Source organism: Spirulina subsalsa PCC 9445, from assembly GCF_000314005.1.
Taxonomy (GTDB): Bacteria; Cyanobacteriota; Cyanobacteriia; order Cyanobacteriales; family Spirulinaceae; genus Spirulina_A; species Spirulina_A subsalsa.
The window spans coordinates 3,355,499-3,368,651 of sequence record NZ_JH980292.1; the positions used below are offsets into that span (position 1 = coordinate 3,355,499).

Genomic DNA, 13,153 nt, shown 5'->3' on the forward strand with positions numbered 1-13,153 from the left:
GGATAGCTTTGGCCGGATTGGGATTTATCCGTTATCGAATTGAGGAAGCCACTGAATGTTTAAATCCTATAAAAACCCCTATTACAATAGACGCAGACAGCGTTTCGCCTTTCCTTGGAAACTGATCGCCTTTATTATCGTTGGGTTAATTGTTCTAGAATTACTAACCCGCCTGTTTCTGGGGCTAACGACTCCCCGTGAAACCTCCCCAGAAATCCTGAACGCCTATCAATATCAGGTGGTGAACCGAGAGCAAGAACCCATTGCCGGACTACCCCAAAAAGGTGAACTGGCGATTCAACCAAGTCTCGGGGTGGGTTATCAATTGGTGGGGGATCAAGAAAGTGCCTATTGGACGATTAATCAAGATCGGTTTAGGGATGAGCGGGAGATCCCCCGCGATAAACCCGCTAATGAAATTCGCATTTTCCTTTTAGGAGGATCGGCGGCTTTTGGTCAGTGGCTTAGTTCCCAAAATGACACCCTCAGCCATTATCTGGAACGACGGATTAATGAGAGGCTGGAACAACAACAACGTTCGCCGGAAAAATACCGTCCCCCCAGCTTGCCTTTTGATGCCACAGGCCGCGCCAATGCCTTAGCGTTACCCCCCAGAATTCGCAGTGGGGAGTATCGGGTGATTAATGCGGCGGTGCCGGGGTATGCGTCGGGGAATGAGTTAGCGCAACTGGCGTTAAAAATTCTGCCCTATAAGCCGGATGTGGTGGTGTTGTTGGATGGTTATGAGGATATTATGCTGCCCCATGAACAGGAGGCGGTACAAATTCCCCAGATGGAGGCCTTTCTCAATGATCCTCCGGCTCACTTTTGGGCTTACTTAACTCAGCCTGTGAAGCGGTTTTTCGGCAATACAACCTTGTTGCAGGCGATCGCGAACTTGTTCGGTCAACCCCCATCCGCCTACGAACAACGGAGTTTAGTCCTCGTGGGCGATGATTCCCAGCCTTTAGTTGAGCATCTCCCGGGCAATGAAGAGGAATTAGAACAACGACTCGCTCGTTATCGGCAGAACATTATCCAGATGGTTCAACTCTGTGCTGGAGCCAATGTCCCCTTAGTGGTGGCACTCCAGCCCGAAATTACAGGCATTTCCGAGGAACAGTTAAATCTGGAGGTCAAAGCACCGGAAAGAGCGATTGTCGAACAATTGGGGACAGACTACGTTGAACAAGCTCGACAGGCTTTTAGACGTTTGGGAGAGGTCAATGATCAAATTGGTGCCGCCTTCCCCCGTAATGTGAAAATTCTCAATTATTATCAATTGTTTGATCGACTTTCCGATGTGGCTTTTCAGGATGCGGTTCACTTAAACGCCAAGGGCAACAGCACCCTCGCTGAACGGTTCTACAATGCCATTAGCACCCTACCCCGGATTCAAGTGCAAATCGAAGATCCCCTAGCCCGATAAGTCAAGGGAACGGGGAGCAGGGGAGCAGGGGAGAATTGATAATTATTCCCTATCACCTATTCCCTATTCCCTATTCCCTATTACCTATCACCTATTACCTATTACCTATTACCTATTACCTATTACCTATTACCTATTACCTTGATTAACCTAACCCAAAGGTTGATAAACCTTGTAATTAATATTGGGGAAAATATTGTCAATTTTTTCCACCTTTTCCAACCAACCGGAGTCAACTTTACCCGCTTGGATATCGTCATAAATCTTATTAAAACGCATTAAATGGGAGCGAGTCCGTCGCACCGCATAAGGAACCATCGTTCCTGTGCGCATAATAAACGCCCAGTCGGAGGATTGCGCTAACAATAACTCCCGCGCCGCTTGGTTTAAAGCCCGTCGTTGGAGTTCATCACTGGCTTCTAAACGACCTAACTCAATCATCCGTTCCGCCGACTTGTGTAAATGGGGATAAATCCAAGCGTTGGTTTCATTTAACCAATACTCATGGAATCCTTTATAACCCCAACTTGACTGAGCCGGACGACAAATTTGTTGGGTCGGATATTGATGTAAATAATCCGCCAAATGAGTCATGGCATAGGTTTGTTGATCAAACCACGTTTTGCGGAATAAGTAATCTAAGAACCAAGGCCCTTCATACCACCAATGACCGAATAACTCCGCATCATAGGGCGAGACAATAATAGGCGGACGCTGCATAATTTCCGCCAGATGACGGATTTGGTGTTCTCGATTAAACATGAAATTGGCCGCGTGTTCGGCCGCCTTTTCCCTCGCCCAATAGGGATCATAGAGGGCTTTATCCCCCAGACCGGCAAAACGACTGGTGATTTTATGGTATTTAATCCCGGTATTTTTGCGCTGACCATTGGGCATGATGTAGGGTTTGATGTACTCATACTCCGCTTCCCAGCCCAAGTCTTTGTAGAATTCCCGATATTCGGGATCTCCGGGGTAGCCCACTTGAGAAGACCAAACTTGTTGGGAAGATTCATGATCTCGCCCAAAAACCGCCGCCCCCGTTTCAGTGAAAATGGGGGCGTAGGTGCCGAAACGAGGACGAGGACGAGCGTAGAGCAGACCATGACCATCGGTGAGAAAGTAGCGTAGACCGGAGTCTACAATGAGGCGTTCGAGTCCGTCGTAGTAGGCACATTCAGGCAACCACATCCCTTTCGGGGGGCGACCAAAATTTTCCTCGTAATGTTCACAGGCTACTTTAATTTGCGCCCAGACGGCCTGGGGATACATTTTCATTAGGGGGAAGTAGCCATGAGTTGCCCCGCAGGTAATAATTTCGAGGTTATTACTATCTAAAAACTGTTTAAACGCTTTGACTAAATCGCGATCGTAACGCTCCCAAGTCTCGCGCACCATTTGGAATTCTTGGACGTAGTGTTCCGCGAGGTAGCGCAAATGACCATTATGTTGATTATGGTCTACTTCCTTTTCTGCCAGTTCTTGCAGTTGGGCGAGGTGAGCATCATAACGGTCTTGGAGGAGAGGATCCCGCAACATGGCCACCAAGGGGGGGGTCATGCTCATGGTCATCTTAAAGTCTACGCCGTCTCGCTTTAAGCCCTCAAAGGAGTGGAGAAGCGGGACGTAGGTTTCTGTAATGGCTTCAAAGAGCCATTCTTCTTCGAGGACGTAATCACTTTCGGGATGACGAACAAAGGGGAGATGTGCGTGCAGAACAAAGGCAAGGTAGCCGACAGCCATAATATCTCTGGGAGTTAGTAGGGATGGGCGGATCGAATAGGAATGAGCGGATAGGAGAACCATTTAGGAAGCTTGACCTTCCTAAACGAGGAAATGGAATTTATATCCCCTTGTGAAAACTTTATACTATTTTAAGATCGACAGACAAAATTTCTGACCCAAGAGAGCAAATCTAGGAGGAAACATTAAAATAAAGTTAACTTGGCTCGATTTCCCTTCAAACCGAATGCACCCCCTTGTTTAGAAAGGGTTGTTTTGCAGTCCCCTTGACTTGCCCCAATAGACTCCCTTGATCCTTCATGACGGGGGGGTAAGGAAAAGGAAAGTCTCAGTCCCGCTCATGTGCATCCTTGAGATGAGCGCAGTCCATTCATGCAGATTGGTATTTAGACCCAGTGCTAGAATCTAACGGCCGGCAATCAAATCAAGCGGAGGAGTTACAGTCCTCGTCAGTTCTTCAATTTTTGCTATTTATTGATGAACGTCCCACGTCTCAGGAGTCTACCCGCGCTCTTCAGGAGTATTTGGGGGATTTACAGTCTGAGTTTCCGTTTGAATTGGAGGTGATTCGGGTGGGACAACGGCCGGATCTTGTGGAGTATTTTCGCTTGATGGCTACGCCTTCTTTGGTGAAAATCCACCCGGAGCCCCGTCATGTTTTGGCGGGGAGTGATTTGATTGAGCAGTTGGGTCGTTGGTGGAAGCGTTGGAAGCAGGAGGGTCTGGAGTCTCAGGGGCAAGGGGAAGGGGAGCAAGGGGTTGATCCTTCTCAGGGGTCTGGGTCTTCGGTGGGGTGTTCTCTGGAGCAAGTTCGCCTGACGGATGAGATTTTCCGCTTGAAACGGGAAAATGAGGAGTTGTTAGACCAGTTGCAGTTTAAGGATCAGGTGATTGCGATGTTGGCTCATGATTTACGCAGTCCTCTGACGGCGGCGGCGATCGCTGTGGAAACCCTAGAATTGGCTCAAAACCAGCCAGACTCGGAGCGTTCGGCTTATCTCTCGGCTCAGTTATACCGTCAAGCGCGATCGCAGTTCCGGATTATGAATCGCATGATTACTGATATTTTACAGGCGGCTAAGGGGCAAAGTGGAGAGTTGAATCTACAGTTAAAAGCGCTCTCTCTCCCCCCCCTGTGTGAGGAGGTTTTAACTCAGCTAAAAGACCGCTTTCGGGCGAAATCCCTCCACTTTACTAAGGATTTACCCCAAGATTTCCCCTCGGTCTATGCGGATGAGGAATTAATTCGGCAGGTATTGACAAATTTACTGGAAAATGCTATCAAATACACTCCAGCCGGGGGGAGGATTAACCTCTCGTTACTCCATCGCACTTCCCAAAAGGTGCAGGTGAGTGTTTCGGATACGGGGCCGGGGATTCCCAAGGAAAAGCGAGAACGGATTTTTGAGGGTCATTTTCGCTTGAAGCGCGATCGCGAAACGGAAGGCTATGGCATTGGTTTATCCCTCTGTCAGAATATAGTACGGGCGCATTATGGACAGATTTGGGTGGATAGCGTGTTAAATGAAGGCAGTTGTTTTCATTTCACGCTTCCGGTCTATCGGTGATCTATGGCCGTTTTATTTTCCTGGACTGAAGAATTCCAACCGCGCAATCTGTTATCCAGTTTTTTGGCTGGGTGGGTGACAGGGATTATCGGGGTGATTCGGGGGATTTCCTACGCGGCCTTGATTTTTTCAGGCAGTTTAGCGGAACATCTCAATCTGGGGGTGGGGATTGCGGTCTATAGCACCGCAGCGATTAGTATTATCGTCGCCTTGATGAGTTCTCTCCCCGGAATGATTGCTACCCCCTTGGCGGCCCCAACGGCGGTTTTAGCGGTACTAGCGGCGGCGATCGCGCAACAAATGCAGAATGACCCTACGGAGGTCATGTTACTTACGGTGATAGCGGCGATCGCCTTGGGGTCCCTCTGTACGGGTTTATTCCTGTTTCTGTTGGGGATTTGCCAACTGGGGAAAGTGATTAGTATTATCCCCTACCCGGTGGTGGGGGGATTTATGGCTGGCACGGGATGGTTATTAGTACGCGGGGGGGTGCAGGTGACTTGTGAACATCCCCTAACTTGGCAGGAACTCCCCAGTTTGTTGGATTGGTCTATTTTGAGTCATTGGGGGGTGGGATTGGTGTTCGCCTTGCTGTTGCTGTGGTTAACTCAACGCTATCGTCACTACTTGATTATGCCCGGGACTTTAATCAGTGCGATCGCCTTATTTTACCTGACTCTCCTCCTCACCCACACCCCCCTAGACCTAGCGCGCACCCAAGGCTGGTTACTCGGCCCCTTCCCCGCAGGAGGACTCTGGCATCCCCTCACCTTCTCCCAACTCCCCACCATTCACTGGGGTCTTTTAGGTCAACAATGGGGAACCGTTGCCACCTTAATGTTTATTAGTCTAGTGTCCCTCGTCCTCACCAATAGCGGTATCGAACTAGCCGTAGAACGAGAAATTGACCTCAACCAAGAATTACAGGCCGTCGGCATGGCCAACATTGCCGCCGGACTAGGGGGAGGCATGGCCGGGAATCAAGCCTTACCCAGCACAATTTTAGTCCATAAAATGTCCGCCGCCCATCGTTTAGCCGGAGTCTTTAAAACCATTCCCTGTGCTACGGTTTTAATTTTAGGCGCGCACTTTTTAGAATTCTTCCCCAAACCCATTTTAGGCGCATTACTCTTTTATTTAGGCTTAGATTTACTCCTGCAATGGGTCTATCAAGCGGCCTTTAAATTTCCCCTCTGGGATTACGGCATTATCCTGTTAATTTTAATTATTATTAACACTGTCGGGTTTTTACAAGGCGTTCTCGTAGGAATTGCCCTCTCCCTATTACTCTTTGTCATTCAATACAGTCAAGTTAATATTATCCGTCCAGACTGCTCTCTTTCCCCCTCAACCCCTCCCCAAAATACCAGCCTCCTAGAGCTAGAGGAATCCGTCACTAATCATTTATATTATTTACCCTTACAAGGCTTTATTTTTTTCGCCACCGCCAACCAACTTTTAGACACCGTGCAACATGAAGTCATGGCAGCGCGTCCCCATCCCTTGAGATTTATATTACTGGACTTTCAGCACGTGACTGGAATTGATTCCTCTACGGTGTTAAACCTCTCTAAAATTAAGAAGATTGCGGCAAATCATCAAATTATATTAGGTTTTATTGGGCTAAATATTCAGGTTAAAGCCCTATTAATTCGGGGACAAATTTTAGAAGAGAATAACTCAAGGATTAAGGAATTTTCCGATCTCAAATCGGGACTAACTTGGTGTACGTCTTGTTCCCCCCTTCCAAAGGGGGGCTAGGGGGGATAATTAGGGCCTGCTGAATAAGTCCGAGAGTTGGGGAATCGGGAGTCGGGAGTCGGGAATCGGGAGTCGGGAATCGGGAGTCGGGAATCGGGAGTCGGGAGTCGGGAGTCGGGAATCGGGAGTCGGGAGTCGGGAGATTGCCTCTCCCCTGCTCCCCTGCTCCCTTGTTCCCCCTCTCCCTTCCCTAACCCCACAAGACTTATTCAGCAAGCCCTAATTAGTTCCTTCAGATAATCCCAAAAACCCGGTTTCTTTCACCCAACCGATGAGATACTATTAAATATTGGCAAATGTTCTTTTAATTGACCGAAGGGGATTTGTTGCCGCATGGCTAAACCCAGCGCCTCGATTATCTCTCCCCCCTGAAAACTGAGGAAATGAGCGCCTAAAATTTGACCCTTGGGTTGGAGGATAATTTTACTAAAGCCCCGGGTTTGGTTCCCAATTAAGGAAGCAATATCATGATGAAAAGCGGGTTTTAAAATGACTAAATCTTCCCCATAATTTCCTCGGGCTTGCTTTTCTGTTAAGCCAATCCTAACGAGAGGAGGATACAGATTCACTTGATAAGAAACGGTGGTATAGTTAACCGAATGGTAAGGAAAAAAGAGGGCATTCTTAACGGCGATGGTTGCCTCATATTGCGCAATGTGGGGGCTAGGATATCCCCCTAAACTGTTGCCAATGGCGTAGATTTGGGGGTGGCTGGTTTGGAGTTTGCGATTAACAGGAATGCCCTTGTCGGTGGGGGTGACACCGACTGATTCTAGATGAAGGTTGGCGGTTTGGGGGCTGTATCCAGTCGCCCAGATAATCTCATCAGCACAGAGGGCTTTATTGCCCGCTTGAACCCATTTTTTAGGGGGAATATAGCGCAGTTGGCTAATAGGACTTTGGGGGATAATTTCTACACCCAAGGCCGCTAATTGACCGTGGAGGTGTTGGCTAATTTCTGGGTCTTCACTGGGTAGGAGTCGGCCGGGGAGGACGAGGGTGATCTGTTTGCCGAGACGTTGCAGCGCTTGGGCAAGGGAGAGGGCGAGGGGGGAGCCGCCCACCATGAGCAGATGGGGGGGGAGGTCGCTGTGCCAGAGGGTTTGAGGGGTGAGGTAGGGGGTGGAGTCGGGATCTTCGAGATCCGGGGGTGGGGTTTGGGGGGTGCTGGGGAGGGCGAGGAGGTAACGGCGCGATCGCAGGGTTCGATGGTTGACAATAATTGCAGGTTGTGGTAAGGGGAAAAATTCCGCCTCTCCGACGAGATAATCCACCCCCAAGGCGCTGAGGGCGCCTGGGCTGAGGTGGGGGGCGTGGGATTGTTCCACCGCTTGCCCCCAGGCGAGGGCTTGGGGCAGGTTTAGGCCTTGGGCTGGGGTGAGGAGATGGGCGGCGCTGACTTCTTGGCTTTGTTGGATGAATTGGGCCCAGTAGCCCAAGGTTTGGAGGGCGAGGGGGAGGGGATCAAGTTGGGGCTGGGGTTCAATCAGGGCGACGCGCCGCCGATGACGGGCGGCGAGGGCGGCGGCATAACGGCCTTCTAAACTGCCTCCCAGAATGACCAGATCATAGTCAACAGCCATGTTCTAATGCCTCTAGTAAACGCTGATTTTCGGCGGGGGTACGGACGGCTAGGCGAAAGTAGCGATCGCCTAATTCGGGAAAACTCAAACAATCTCGAATGAACAGGCGATGATCTTTTAATAGCTGGTGTTGCCATTGGCTGGCGGATTGGTCACTCTGCACTAACACAAAGTTGGCCGCCCCCGGTAAGGGGTGGAATTGACCCAGTTGTTGTAATCCTTCAATGAGGGCTTGACGGGTGGGTTTTAACCAGTTCCAGGTCAGGTTTTGAAAGCTAATATCATCTAACACCGCTTGCCCAGCCAAAACGGCCAGATTGTTCACTGACCAAGGATCTCGGAGTCCTTGCCACCGTTGCAACTGTTGGGGGTGGGCCAGGGCATAACCTAACCGTAACCCGGGCAAGCTGTAAAATTTGGTGAGCGATCGCAAGATGACAAGGTTAGGATACTGGGGGAGGACGGCGGTTAGGCTGGCTTGCTCAGAGGGGCCTAGGAAGTCCATAAAGGCCTCATCCACTACCACCCGGTCAAATTGTTCCAGTAGGGGTAAAATCTCCTCCCTCGGCCACAATTTCCCCGTAGGATTGTGGGGGTTGTTGAGGAGTAGGCCGCGGGCTTGGGGGGGGAAGGTCTGGGGGAGGTGACAGGAGGGCAGCGTTAAGGGACAAGGGGCAATGACTCCCCCGAAAGCTTGAATCGCCCGTTGATAGTCCCCAAAGGCGGGAGTCAGGATAGCCGTTGCTCCCCCTTGGGCGAACTCCCACCCCACCCAAGTTAATAATTCCGCCGCCCCATTGCCCGGTAAAATCCAGTCTGGAGGTAGGTGGTGTTTTCGACCTAAAGCCGCCCGTAGAGCGAGATATTGGGGGTCTGGGTAGTGGCGCAGACTCTCCAGACCCCCTTGAATAGCCGCGATCGCACTTTCCGGCGGCCCCAAAGGGTTAATACTGGCGGAAAAATCCACAAGTTGATCCGTTGGGCAACCGGCGACACGGGCTGCCCAGACTAAGTTTCCCCCGTGAATTGGCCGCTGCATCCGGACGCCAAGGGGGAATAACTACTCACTCGGGGGCGCGACTTTCTCTTTGAAGAGTTTTCCGGCAGAGAAAGCAGGGACTTTTGTTGCTTTAATCTCCATCTTTTCGCCCGTTTTAGGATTACGCCCTTCTCTGGCTTTGCGATCGCGGGATTCAAAGGAGCCAAAACCCACCAACGTGACCTTATCATCCTCGGCCACAGCATCCATAATCGTGTCCACTGTGGCACTAATCACCGCATCGATTTGTTTTTTGGTGAGCGAAGTTTTCTTAGCCACTTCGTCCACTAATTCACCTTTATTCATGCAAAATCTCCTATTTGTCTGCCGTTTGTGCGTCAATAATCCGGATTATGACCCAAGCTTTGAACGTTACAGGGCGTGATTTCAGTCCGGAGTTTGGATCTCAACTCCTGAAATACCCATCCGCTCAAAGTTTCACTGAATCATTCTACGCTCTACCCGGCCGATCTGGATCGCTGAAAGTGCTAATTTCTTGTAGTTTTTCGGATTTCTTTATAAATCTTCATCCCCTCGGGAGTGAAATAGGGGAAATTCTATCCCAAGGCAAGGGCTAAAACCCTTACCTGCTCTAGGTTTAGCTAAAAGGGAACTTGGAGGAACCGTCTGGCTCGGAAAAAAACAGGCGGTTTAAGAAACTGCTAAGAAAAGATAGGACAAAAGAACCGAATAGGGCGGGGAAGAATCCAGACACCGTGAAACCGGGGGTGAGATAACCGACTAAACCAAAGGCGATCGCATTCACCACCAGCAAGAATAAGCCCAAGGTGAGAATCGTGAGGGGGAGAGTGAAGAGCGTTAGAACAGGTTTAACAATACTATTAACCACCCCAAACACCACCGCCGCAATAGCTGCCGAGGTAAAACCCGTAATCGTTAGACCCGGAACGATATAAGCGGTTAGCAAAACGGCGATCGCCGAGACAAACCAAGTTAAGAGAAATTGCACCATCGTCTTATCACCTTTTTTTGTTGCTACTCTATCCAGAGAGGCTGACAGATAGTAGACCCATCCTATCCATCCCACTACTGCCACTATAGCCAGTTTGCCCATCCTTTACCCAGTCTTGCCTGATGTTCTCTTCCCTTAACCCTTGGGTGATTGCCCTTGCACTGAACACGCTGTTAATTGCGATCGCCTTCCTCTCCCCCAAAAAACTCCTAACCCCCATCGGCTACCTCCACGCTTGGGTTTTAGGCGTTCTCCTCTGGGGAACCCTACAAGCCCCCGGCTATCTTGTCGTCCTGTTTTACTTCCTCGTCGGTTCCGGCGTAACCCGCCTTGGCATGGCCGAAAAAGAAGCCGCCGGAATCGCCGAAAAACGTTCCGGTTTACGCGGCCCCGAAAACGTTTGGGGATCCGCCGGAATCGCCACCCTCTGCGCCCTAGGAACCCTCTGGGCAACCCCCCTGTGGTCTAGTCTCCTGCAATTAGGCTACGTCGCCAGTTTCAGCACCAAACTCTCCGACACTTGCGCCTCAGAAGTCGGTAAAGCCTACGGAAAACGCACCTTTTTAATCACCACCTTCCAACCCGTCCCCCGAGGCACAGAGGGCGCAGTGAGTCTAGAAGGCACCTTAGCAGGTCTTTTCGCCTCCGTAATCATCGCCCTAATCGGTTGGGGTGTAGGTTTAATCAGTCCTTGGGGTCTGCTTTGGTGTACCCTTGCCGCCTTCATCGCCACCAACTTAGAAAGCGTCATTGGGGCAACCTTACAGACTCAATTTGATTGGCTTTCCAACGAGTGGGTGAATGTGATTAATACCCTCATCGGCGCAGTTGTAGCTATTCTCGCCGCTTCGTTAGGTTTTCAGTAGTAGGGAACGGGGAACGGGGGGGAGAGGGGGAGCAGGGGGGTATCACCTATTCCCTATTCCCTATTCCCTATTCCCGACTCCCCCTATTCTCAACACTTCACATAAAGCTGTGCATCAATGTAGATGCGCACAGGGATTTGAGGAGAAGCCTTTACCGAAGCCGCCCAAATATGTTCCGCCATGCGAGGACTAATCGTTTCCACAATCAAGTTGCGACGGTGAAACCTGATATTCAGATAATCTAGACTACAAGCCGTGTTAGCACGAATCGTCCCCAGCCACTTTAGGAAAGCTAAGTCAAAATCTGTCATGCTTTATACCAAATTCCAGAATTTATGATTTCTTCATTATTCCCATAATAGGGAAAATCTTCAACCCGCAGCGTCCAGAGTGAACCTTTTATGCACCATCACTACATTCTCTTTTACAAACCCTACGGCGTTCTCTGCCAATTCAGCCCAGAGGGAGACAGCCCCCGAGAAACCCTAAAATCCTATATTCCCATCCCCTCCGTTTATCCAGCCGGACGCTTAGACCAAGACAGCGAAGGTCTATTACTGCTCACCAACGACGGCCGACTCCAGCACCAACTCTGTCATCCCCGTTTCGCCCACCTACGCACCTACTGGGTCCAAATAGAAGGCATCCCCCACCCTGAAGCCCTCACGCAATTGAGACAAGGAGTTAAAATCAAGGACTATCACACCCGCCCCGCCCAAGTCGCCTTACTCGAACAGGAGCCAAACTTACCCCCCAGAAATCCCCCTATTCGTTTTCGCAAAAGTATCCCCACCCGTTGGTTAGAAATGAGCCTCACTGAGGGCAAAAATCGTCAAGTCCGCCGCATGACTGCCGCCGTCGGTTATCCTACGTTACGATTAGTCCGAGTCGCGATGGGGTCTAACCGAAAATATGCTAAAGTAAGGTCTGTTTTTCCCACCAATCCCCATGCTTTATTCACCTTAGAAGGGCTAGGCTTGGGGGAATGGCGAGCGTTAAATGAGCAAGAACAGCAACTATTAAAAAAAGGATTAGTTTCGTGTTGAATATTGGGGATATTGCACCGGATTTTAGTCAAAACGACGCAAACGGTACAGCTACAGAGCTTAAACGTTTTCAAGGAAAATGGCTCATTTTATATTTTTATCCTAAAGATAATACCCCCGGTTGCACCACAGAAGCTCAGGAGTTTTCCGCCTTAGCTGATGAATTTTTAAAATTCAATAGTGTAGTTGTGGGAGTCAGTCCTGATAGTGAAAAGTCCCATTGTCGCTTTCGCGATAAACACAATTTATCCTTAATTTTATTAAGTGATCCGGAGCATAAAATGGCGGAGGATTATGGAGTCTGGCAGATGAAAAAGTTTATGGGCAAGCAGTATATGGGAATAGTGCGTTCTACCTTTTTAATTAATCCCGAGGGTAAGTTAACCCAAATTTGGACAAACGTGAAGGCTAAAGGTCATGCTCAAGTGGTTTTAGACAGTTTACAAAAAAACACGGGAGCATGAAAGCTCCCATCGTTTAAGTGGAAGATGAAATGCGACTCGCTACAACAAGCGCACCATGACGCTAAGAGGGTATCAGTTGAACCTTTCGTACATTGGTCAGCGTGAAAAACTCATCCTCAATGTGCCGGAGCATTTTCGGGAGATTGTTTCTTCCTATTCCCACTTTTCCAATCACTTTGATAACTGCACCAAGGCATCCTTAACCGTTGGAGGGAGTCGGCGCATAATTTTCCCCTTGTCTCGGTCTACGGCCACTAATGTGATTTTTGCGGTGAGTAATAATTCTTGAGAGTCGAGGCCGACCATTTGATAATCCCAATCGATTCTCACCCCGGTCATCTCTAACATTCGGGTTTTAATTAAGGCTGACTGTCCTAAACGCAGGGCGCGATGATACCGCACAGACAAATCTACAACAGGTAAATCACACCCAAGCTTGACTAATTCGGCAAAATCAATGCCAATAGAACGCAAACATTCCACCCGGGCTTCTTCGAGCCAAGTTAAATAAGCCCCGTGCCAGACGACCCCCCCATAGTCGGTATGGTGAGGTTGAGCTTTAACCAAATACTCAAACCAGCCCTCGGTTTTAGCGCGCAGGGCGTTGTCTCGTGCGATCGCCCTTGTCGGTGGTAATTGTGGCTGTTCTTGACCCATCGATTCCCTATTCTCACAACAAGC

Annotated in this window: 14 protein-coding genes; 7 read left to right on the forward strand and 7 right to left on the reverse strand. The window is 49.7% G+C overall.

Annotation, left to right across the window (positions count from 1 at the left end; translation table 11 throughout):
- The first annotated feature begins 55 nt into the window (after nucleotides 1–55).
- Nucleotides 56–1,429, forward strand: coding sequence for an SGNH/GDSL hydrolase family protein (locus SPI9445_RS0115225; RefSeq protein ID WP_017305631.1), 1,374 nt, complete (start codon nucleotides 56–58; stop codon nucleotides 1,427–1,429).
- A gap of 150 nt (nucleotides 1,430–1,579) precedes the next feature.
- On the opposite strand, the gene SPI9445_RS0115230 is transcribed toward SPI9445_RS0115225, so the two are convergent.
- Nucleotides 1,580–3,172 carry a glycoside hydrolase family 57 protein gene (locus SPI9445_RS0115230; protein WP_017305632.1) on the reverse strand — a complete coding sequence of 531 codons (1,593 nt, stop codon included), beginning with the start codon at nucleotides 3,170–3,172 and terminating at the stop codon, nucleotides 1,580–1,582.
- 395 nt (nucleotides 3,173–3,567) lie between these two features.
- On the opposite strand from SPI9445_RS0115230, the gene SPI9445_RS0115235 reads away from it, so the two are divergent.
- The 3 genes from SPI9445_RS0115235 to SPI9445_RS28655 are packed head-to-tail and all read left to right on the forward strand — an operon-like array spanning nucleotide 3,568 to nucleotide 6,741.
- Nucleotides 3,568–4,740, forward strand: a complete 1,173-nt coding sequence (locus SPI9445_RS0115235) for a histidine kinase (RefSeq protein WP_017305633.1) — start codon at nucleotides 3,568–3,570, stop codon at nucleotides 4,738–4,740.
- Nucleotides 4,741–4,743: 3 nt separating this feature from the next.
- Nucleotides 4,744–6,501, forward strand: coding sequence for a SulP family inorganic anion transporter (locus SPI9445_RS25785; protein WP_017305634.1), 1,758 nt, complete (start codon nucleotides 4,744–4,746; stop codon nucleotides 6,499–6,501).
- Between the two features lie 36 nt (nucleotides 6,502–6,537).
- The gene (locus SPI9445_RS28655; protein ID WP_164674530.1) at nucleotides 6,538–6,741 is read left to right on the forward strand and encodes a hypothetical protein; all 204 of its coding nucleotides are present in this window, start codon (nucleotides 6,538–6,540) and stop codon (nucleotides 6,739–6,741) included.
- A 20-nt stretch (nucleotides 6,742–6,761) separates the two neighbouring features.
- On the opposite strand, the gene SPI9445_RS25795 is transcribed toward SPI9445_RS28655, so the two are convergent.
- From SPI9445_RS25795 to SPI9445_RS0115265, 4 genes are all read right to left on the reverse strand, one after another.
- Nucleotides 6,762–8,084 (reverse strand): FAD-dependent oxidoreductase, encoded by a 1,323-nt coding sequence (locus SPI9445_RS25795; RefSeq protein WP_017305636.1) that lies wholly within the window; start codon nucleotides 8,082–8,084, stop codon nucleotides 6,762–6,764.
- Nucleotides 8,074–9,123 (reverse strand): threonine-phosphate decarboxylase CobD, encoded by a 1,050-nt coding sequence (gene cobD, locus SPI9445_RS0115255; RefSeq protein WP_017305637.1) that lies wholly within the window; start codon nucleotides 9,121–9,123, stop codon nucleotides 8,074–8,076. The genes SPI9445_RS25795 and cobD overlap by 11 nt, the downstream gene beginning before the upstream one ends.
- A 21-nt stretch (nucleotides 9,124–9,144) precedes the next feature.
- Entirely contained in the window at nucleotides 9,145–9,429 is a 285-nt protein-coding gene (locus SPI9445_RS25800) for an HU family DNA-binding protein (protein WP_017305638.1), read from the reverse strand.
- Between the two features lie 292 nt (nucleotides 9,430–9,721).
- Nucleotides 9,722–10,096: a phage holin family protein gene (locus tag SPI9445_RS0115265; RefSeq protein ID WP_017305639.1), complete on the reverse strand. Its 375-nt coding sequence runs from the start codon at nucleotides 10,094–10,096 to the stop codon at nucleotides 9,722–9,724.
- A gap of 122 nt (nucleotides 10,097–10,218) precedes the next feature.
- Here SPI9445_RS0115265 and SPI9445_RS0115270 point away from each other — a divergent pair, with 122 nt between their 5' ends.
- The gene (locus tag SPI9445_RS0115270) at nucleotides 10,219–10,962 is read left to right on the forward strand and encodes a TIGR00297 family protein (protein ID WP_017305640.1); all 744 of its coding nucleotides are present in this window, start codon (nucleotides 10,219–10,221) and stop codon (nucleotides 10,960–10,962) included.
- A gap of 89 nt (nucleotides 10,963–11,051) precedes the next feature.
- On the opposite strand, the gene SPI9445_RS0115275 is transcribed toward SPI9445_RS0115270, so the two are convergent.
- The gene (locus SPI9445_RS0115275) at nucleotides 11,052–11,273 is read right to left on the reverse strand and encodes a hypothetical protein (protein WP_017305641.1); all 222 of its coding nucleotides are present in this window, start codon (nucleotides 11,271–11,273) and stop codon (nucleotides 11,052–11,054) included.
- Between the two features lie 90 nt (nucleotides 11,274–11,363).
- On the opposite strand from SPI9445_RS0115275, the gene SPI9445_RS0115280 reads away from it, so the two are divergent.
- Both SPI9445_RS0115280 and bcp read left to right on the forward strand, forming a co-directional pair.
- A complete protein-coding gene (locus tag SPI9445_RS0115280; protein ID WP_017305642.1) occupies nucleotides 11,364–12,008 on the forward strand; it encodes a pseudouridine synthase in 645 nt (214 codons plus the stop codon).
- Entirely contained in the window at nucleotides 12,002–12,472 is a 471-nt protein-coding gene (bcp, locus tag SPI9445_RS0115285) for a thioredoxin-dependent thiol peroxidase (protein ID WP_017305643.1), read from the forward strand. The genes SPI9445_RS0115280 and bcp overlap by 7 nt, the downstream gene beginning before the upstream one ends.
- A gap of 171 nt (nucleotides 12,473–12,643) precedes the next feature.
- Here bcp and SPI9445_RS0115290 read toward each other — a convergent pair whose 3' ends face one another.
- Nucleotides 12,644–13,129, reverse strand: a complete 486-nt coding sequence (locus tag SPI9445_RS0115290; protein WP_017305644.1) for an acyl-CoA thioesterase — start codon at nucleotides 13,127–13,129, stop codon at nucleotides 12,644–12,646.
- Nucleotides 13,130–13,153 lie beyond the last annotated feature (24 nt).

What these genes read in the sequence shown, in the direction of transcription:
- SPI9445_RS0115275 (WP_017305641.1), bottom strand. Translation starts at nt 11,273, where the DNA reads ATGACAGATTTTGACTTAGCTTTCCTAAAGTGGCTGGGGACGATTCGT.
- SPI9445_RS25800 (WP_017305638.1), bottom strand. Translation starts at nt 9,429, where the DNA reads ATGAATAAAGGTGAATTAGTGGACGAAGTGGCTAAGAAAACTTCGCTC.
- SPI9445_RS0115270 (WP_017305640.1), top strand. Translation starts at nt 10,219, where the DNA reads ATGTTCTCTTCCCTTAACCCTTGGGTGATTGCCCTTGCACTGAACACG.
- SPI9445_RS0115290 (WP_017305644.1), bottom strand. Translation starts at nt 13,129, where the DNA reads ATGGGTCAAGAACAGCCACAATTACCACCGACAAGGGCGATCGCACGA.
- SPI9445_RS25795 (WP_017305636.1), bottom strand. Translation starts at nt 8,084, where the DNA reads ATGGCTGTTGACTATGATCTGGTCATTCTGGGAGGCAGTTTAGAAGGC.
- cobD (WP_017305637.1), bottom strand. Translation starts at nt 9,123, where the DNA reads ATGCAGCGGCCAATTCACGGGGGAAACTTAGTCTGGGCAGCCCGTGTC.
- SPI9445_RS0115265 (WP_017305639.1), bottom strand. Translation starts at nt 10,096, where the DNA reads ATGGTGCAATTTCTCTTAACTTGGTTTGTCTCGGCGATCGCCGTTTTG.
- SPI9445_RS0115280 (WP_017305642.1), top strand. Translation starts at nt 11,364, where the DNA reads ATGCACCATCACTACATTCTCTTTTACAAACCCTACGGCGTTCTCTGC.
- SPI9445_RS0115230 (WP_017305632.1), bottom strand. Translation starts at nt 3,172, where the DNA reads ATGGCTGTCGGCTACCTTGCCTTTGTTCTGCACGCACATCTCCCCTTT.
- SPI9445_RS0115225 (WP_017305631.1), top strand. Translation starts at nt 56, where the DNA reads ATGTTTAAATCCTATAAAAACCCCTATTACAATAGACGCAGACAGCGT.
- SPI9445_RS25785 (WP_017305634.1), top strand. Translation starts at nt 4,744, where the DNA reads ATGGCCGTTTTATTTTCCTGGACTGAAGAATTCCAACCGCGCAATCTG.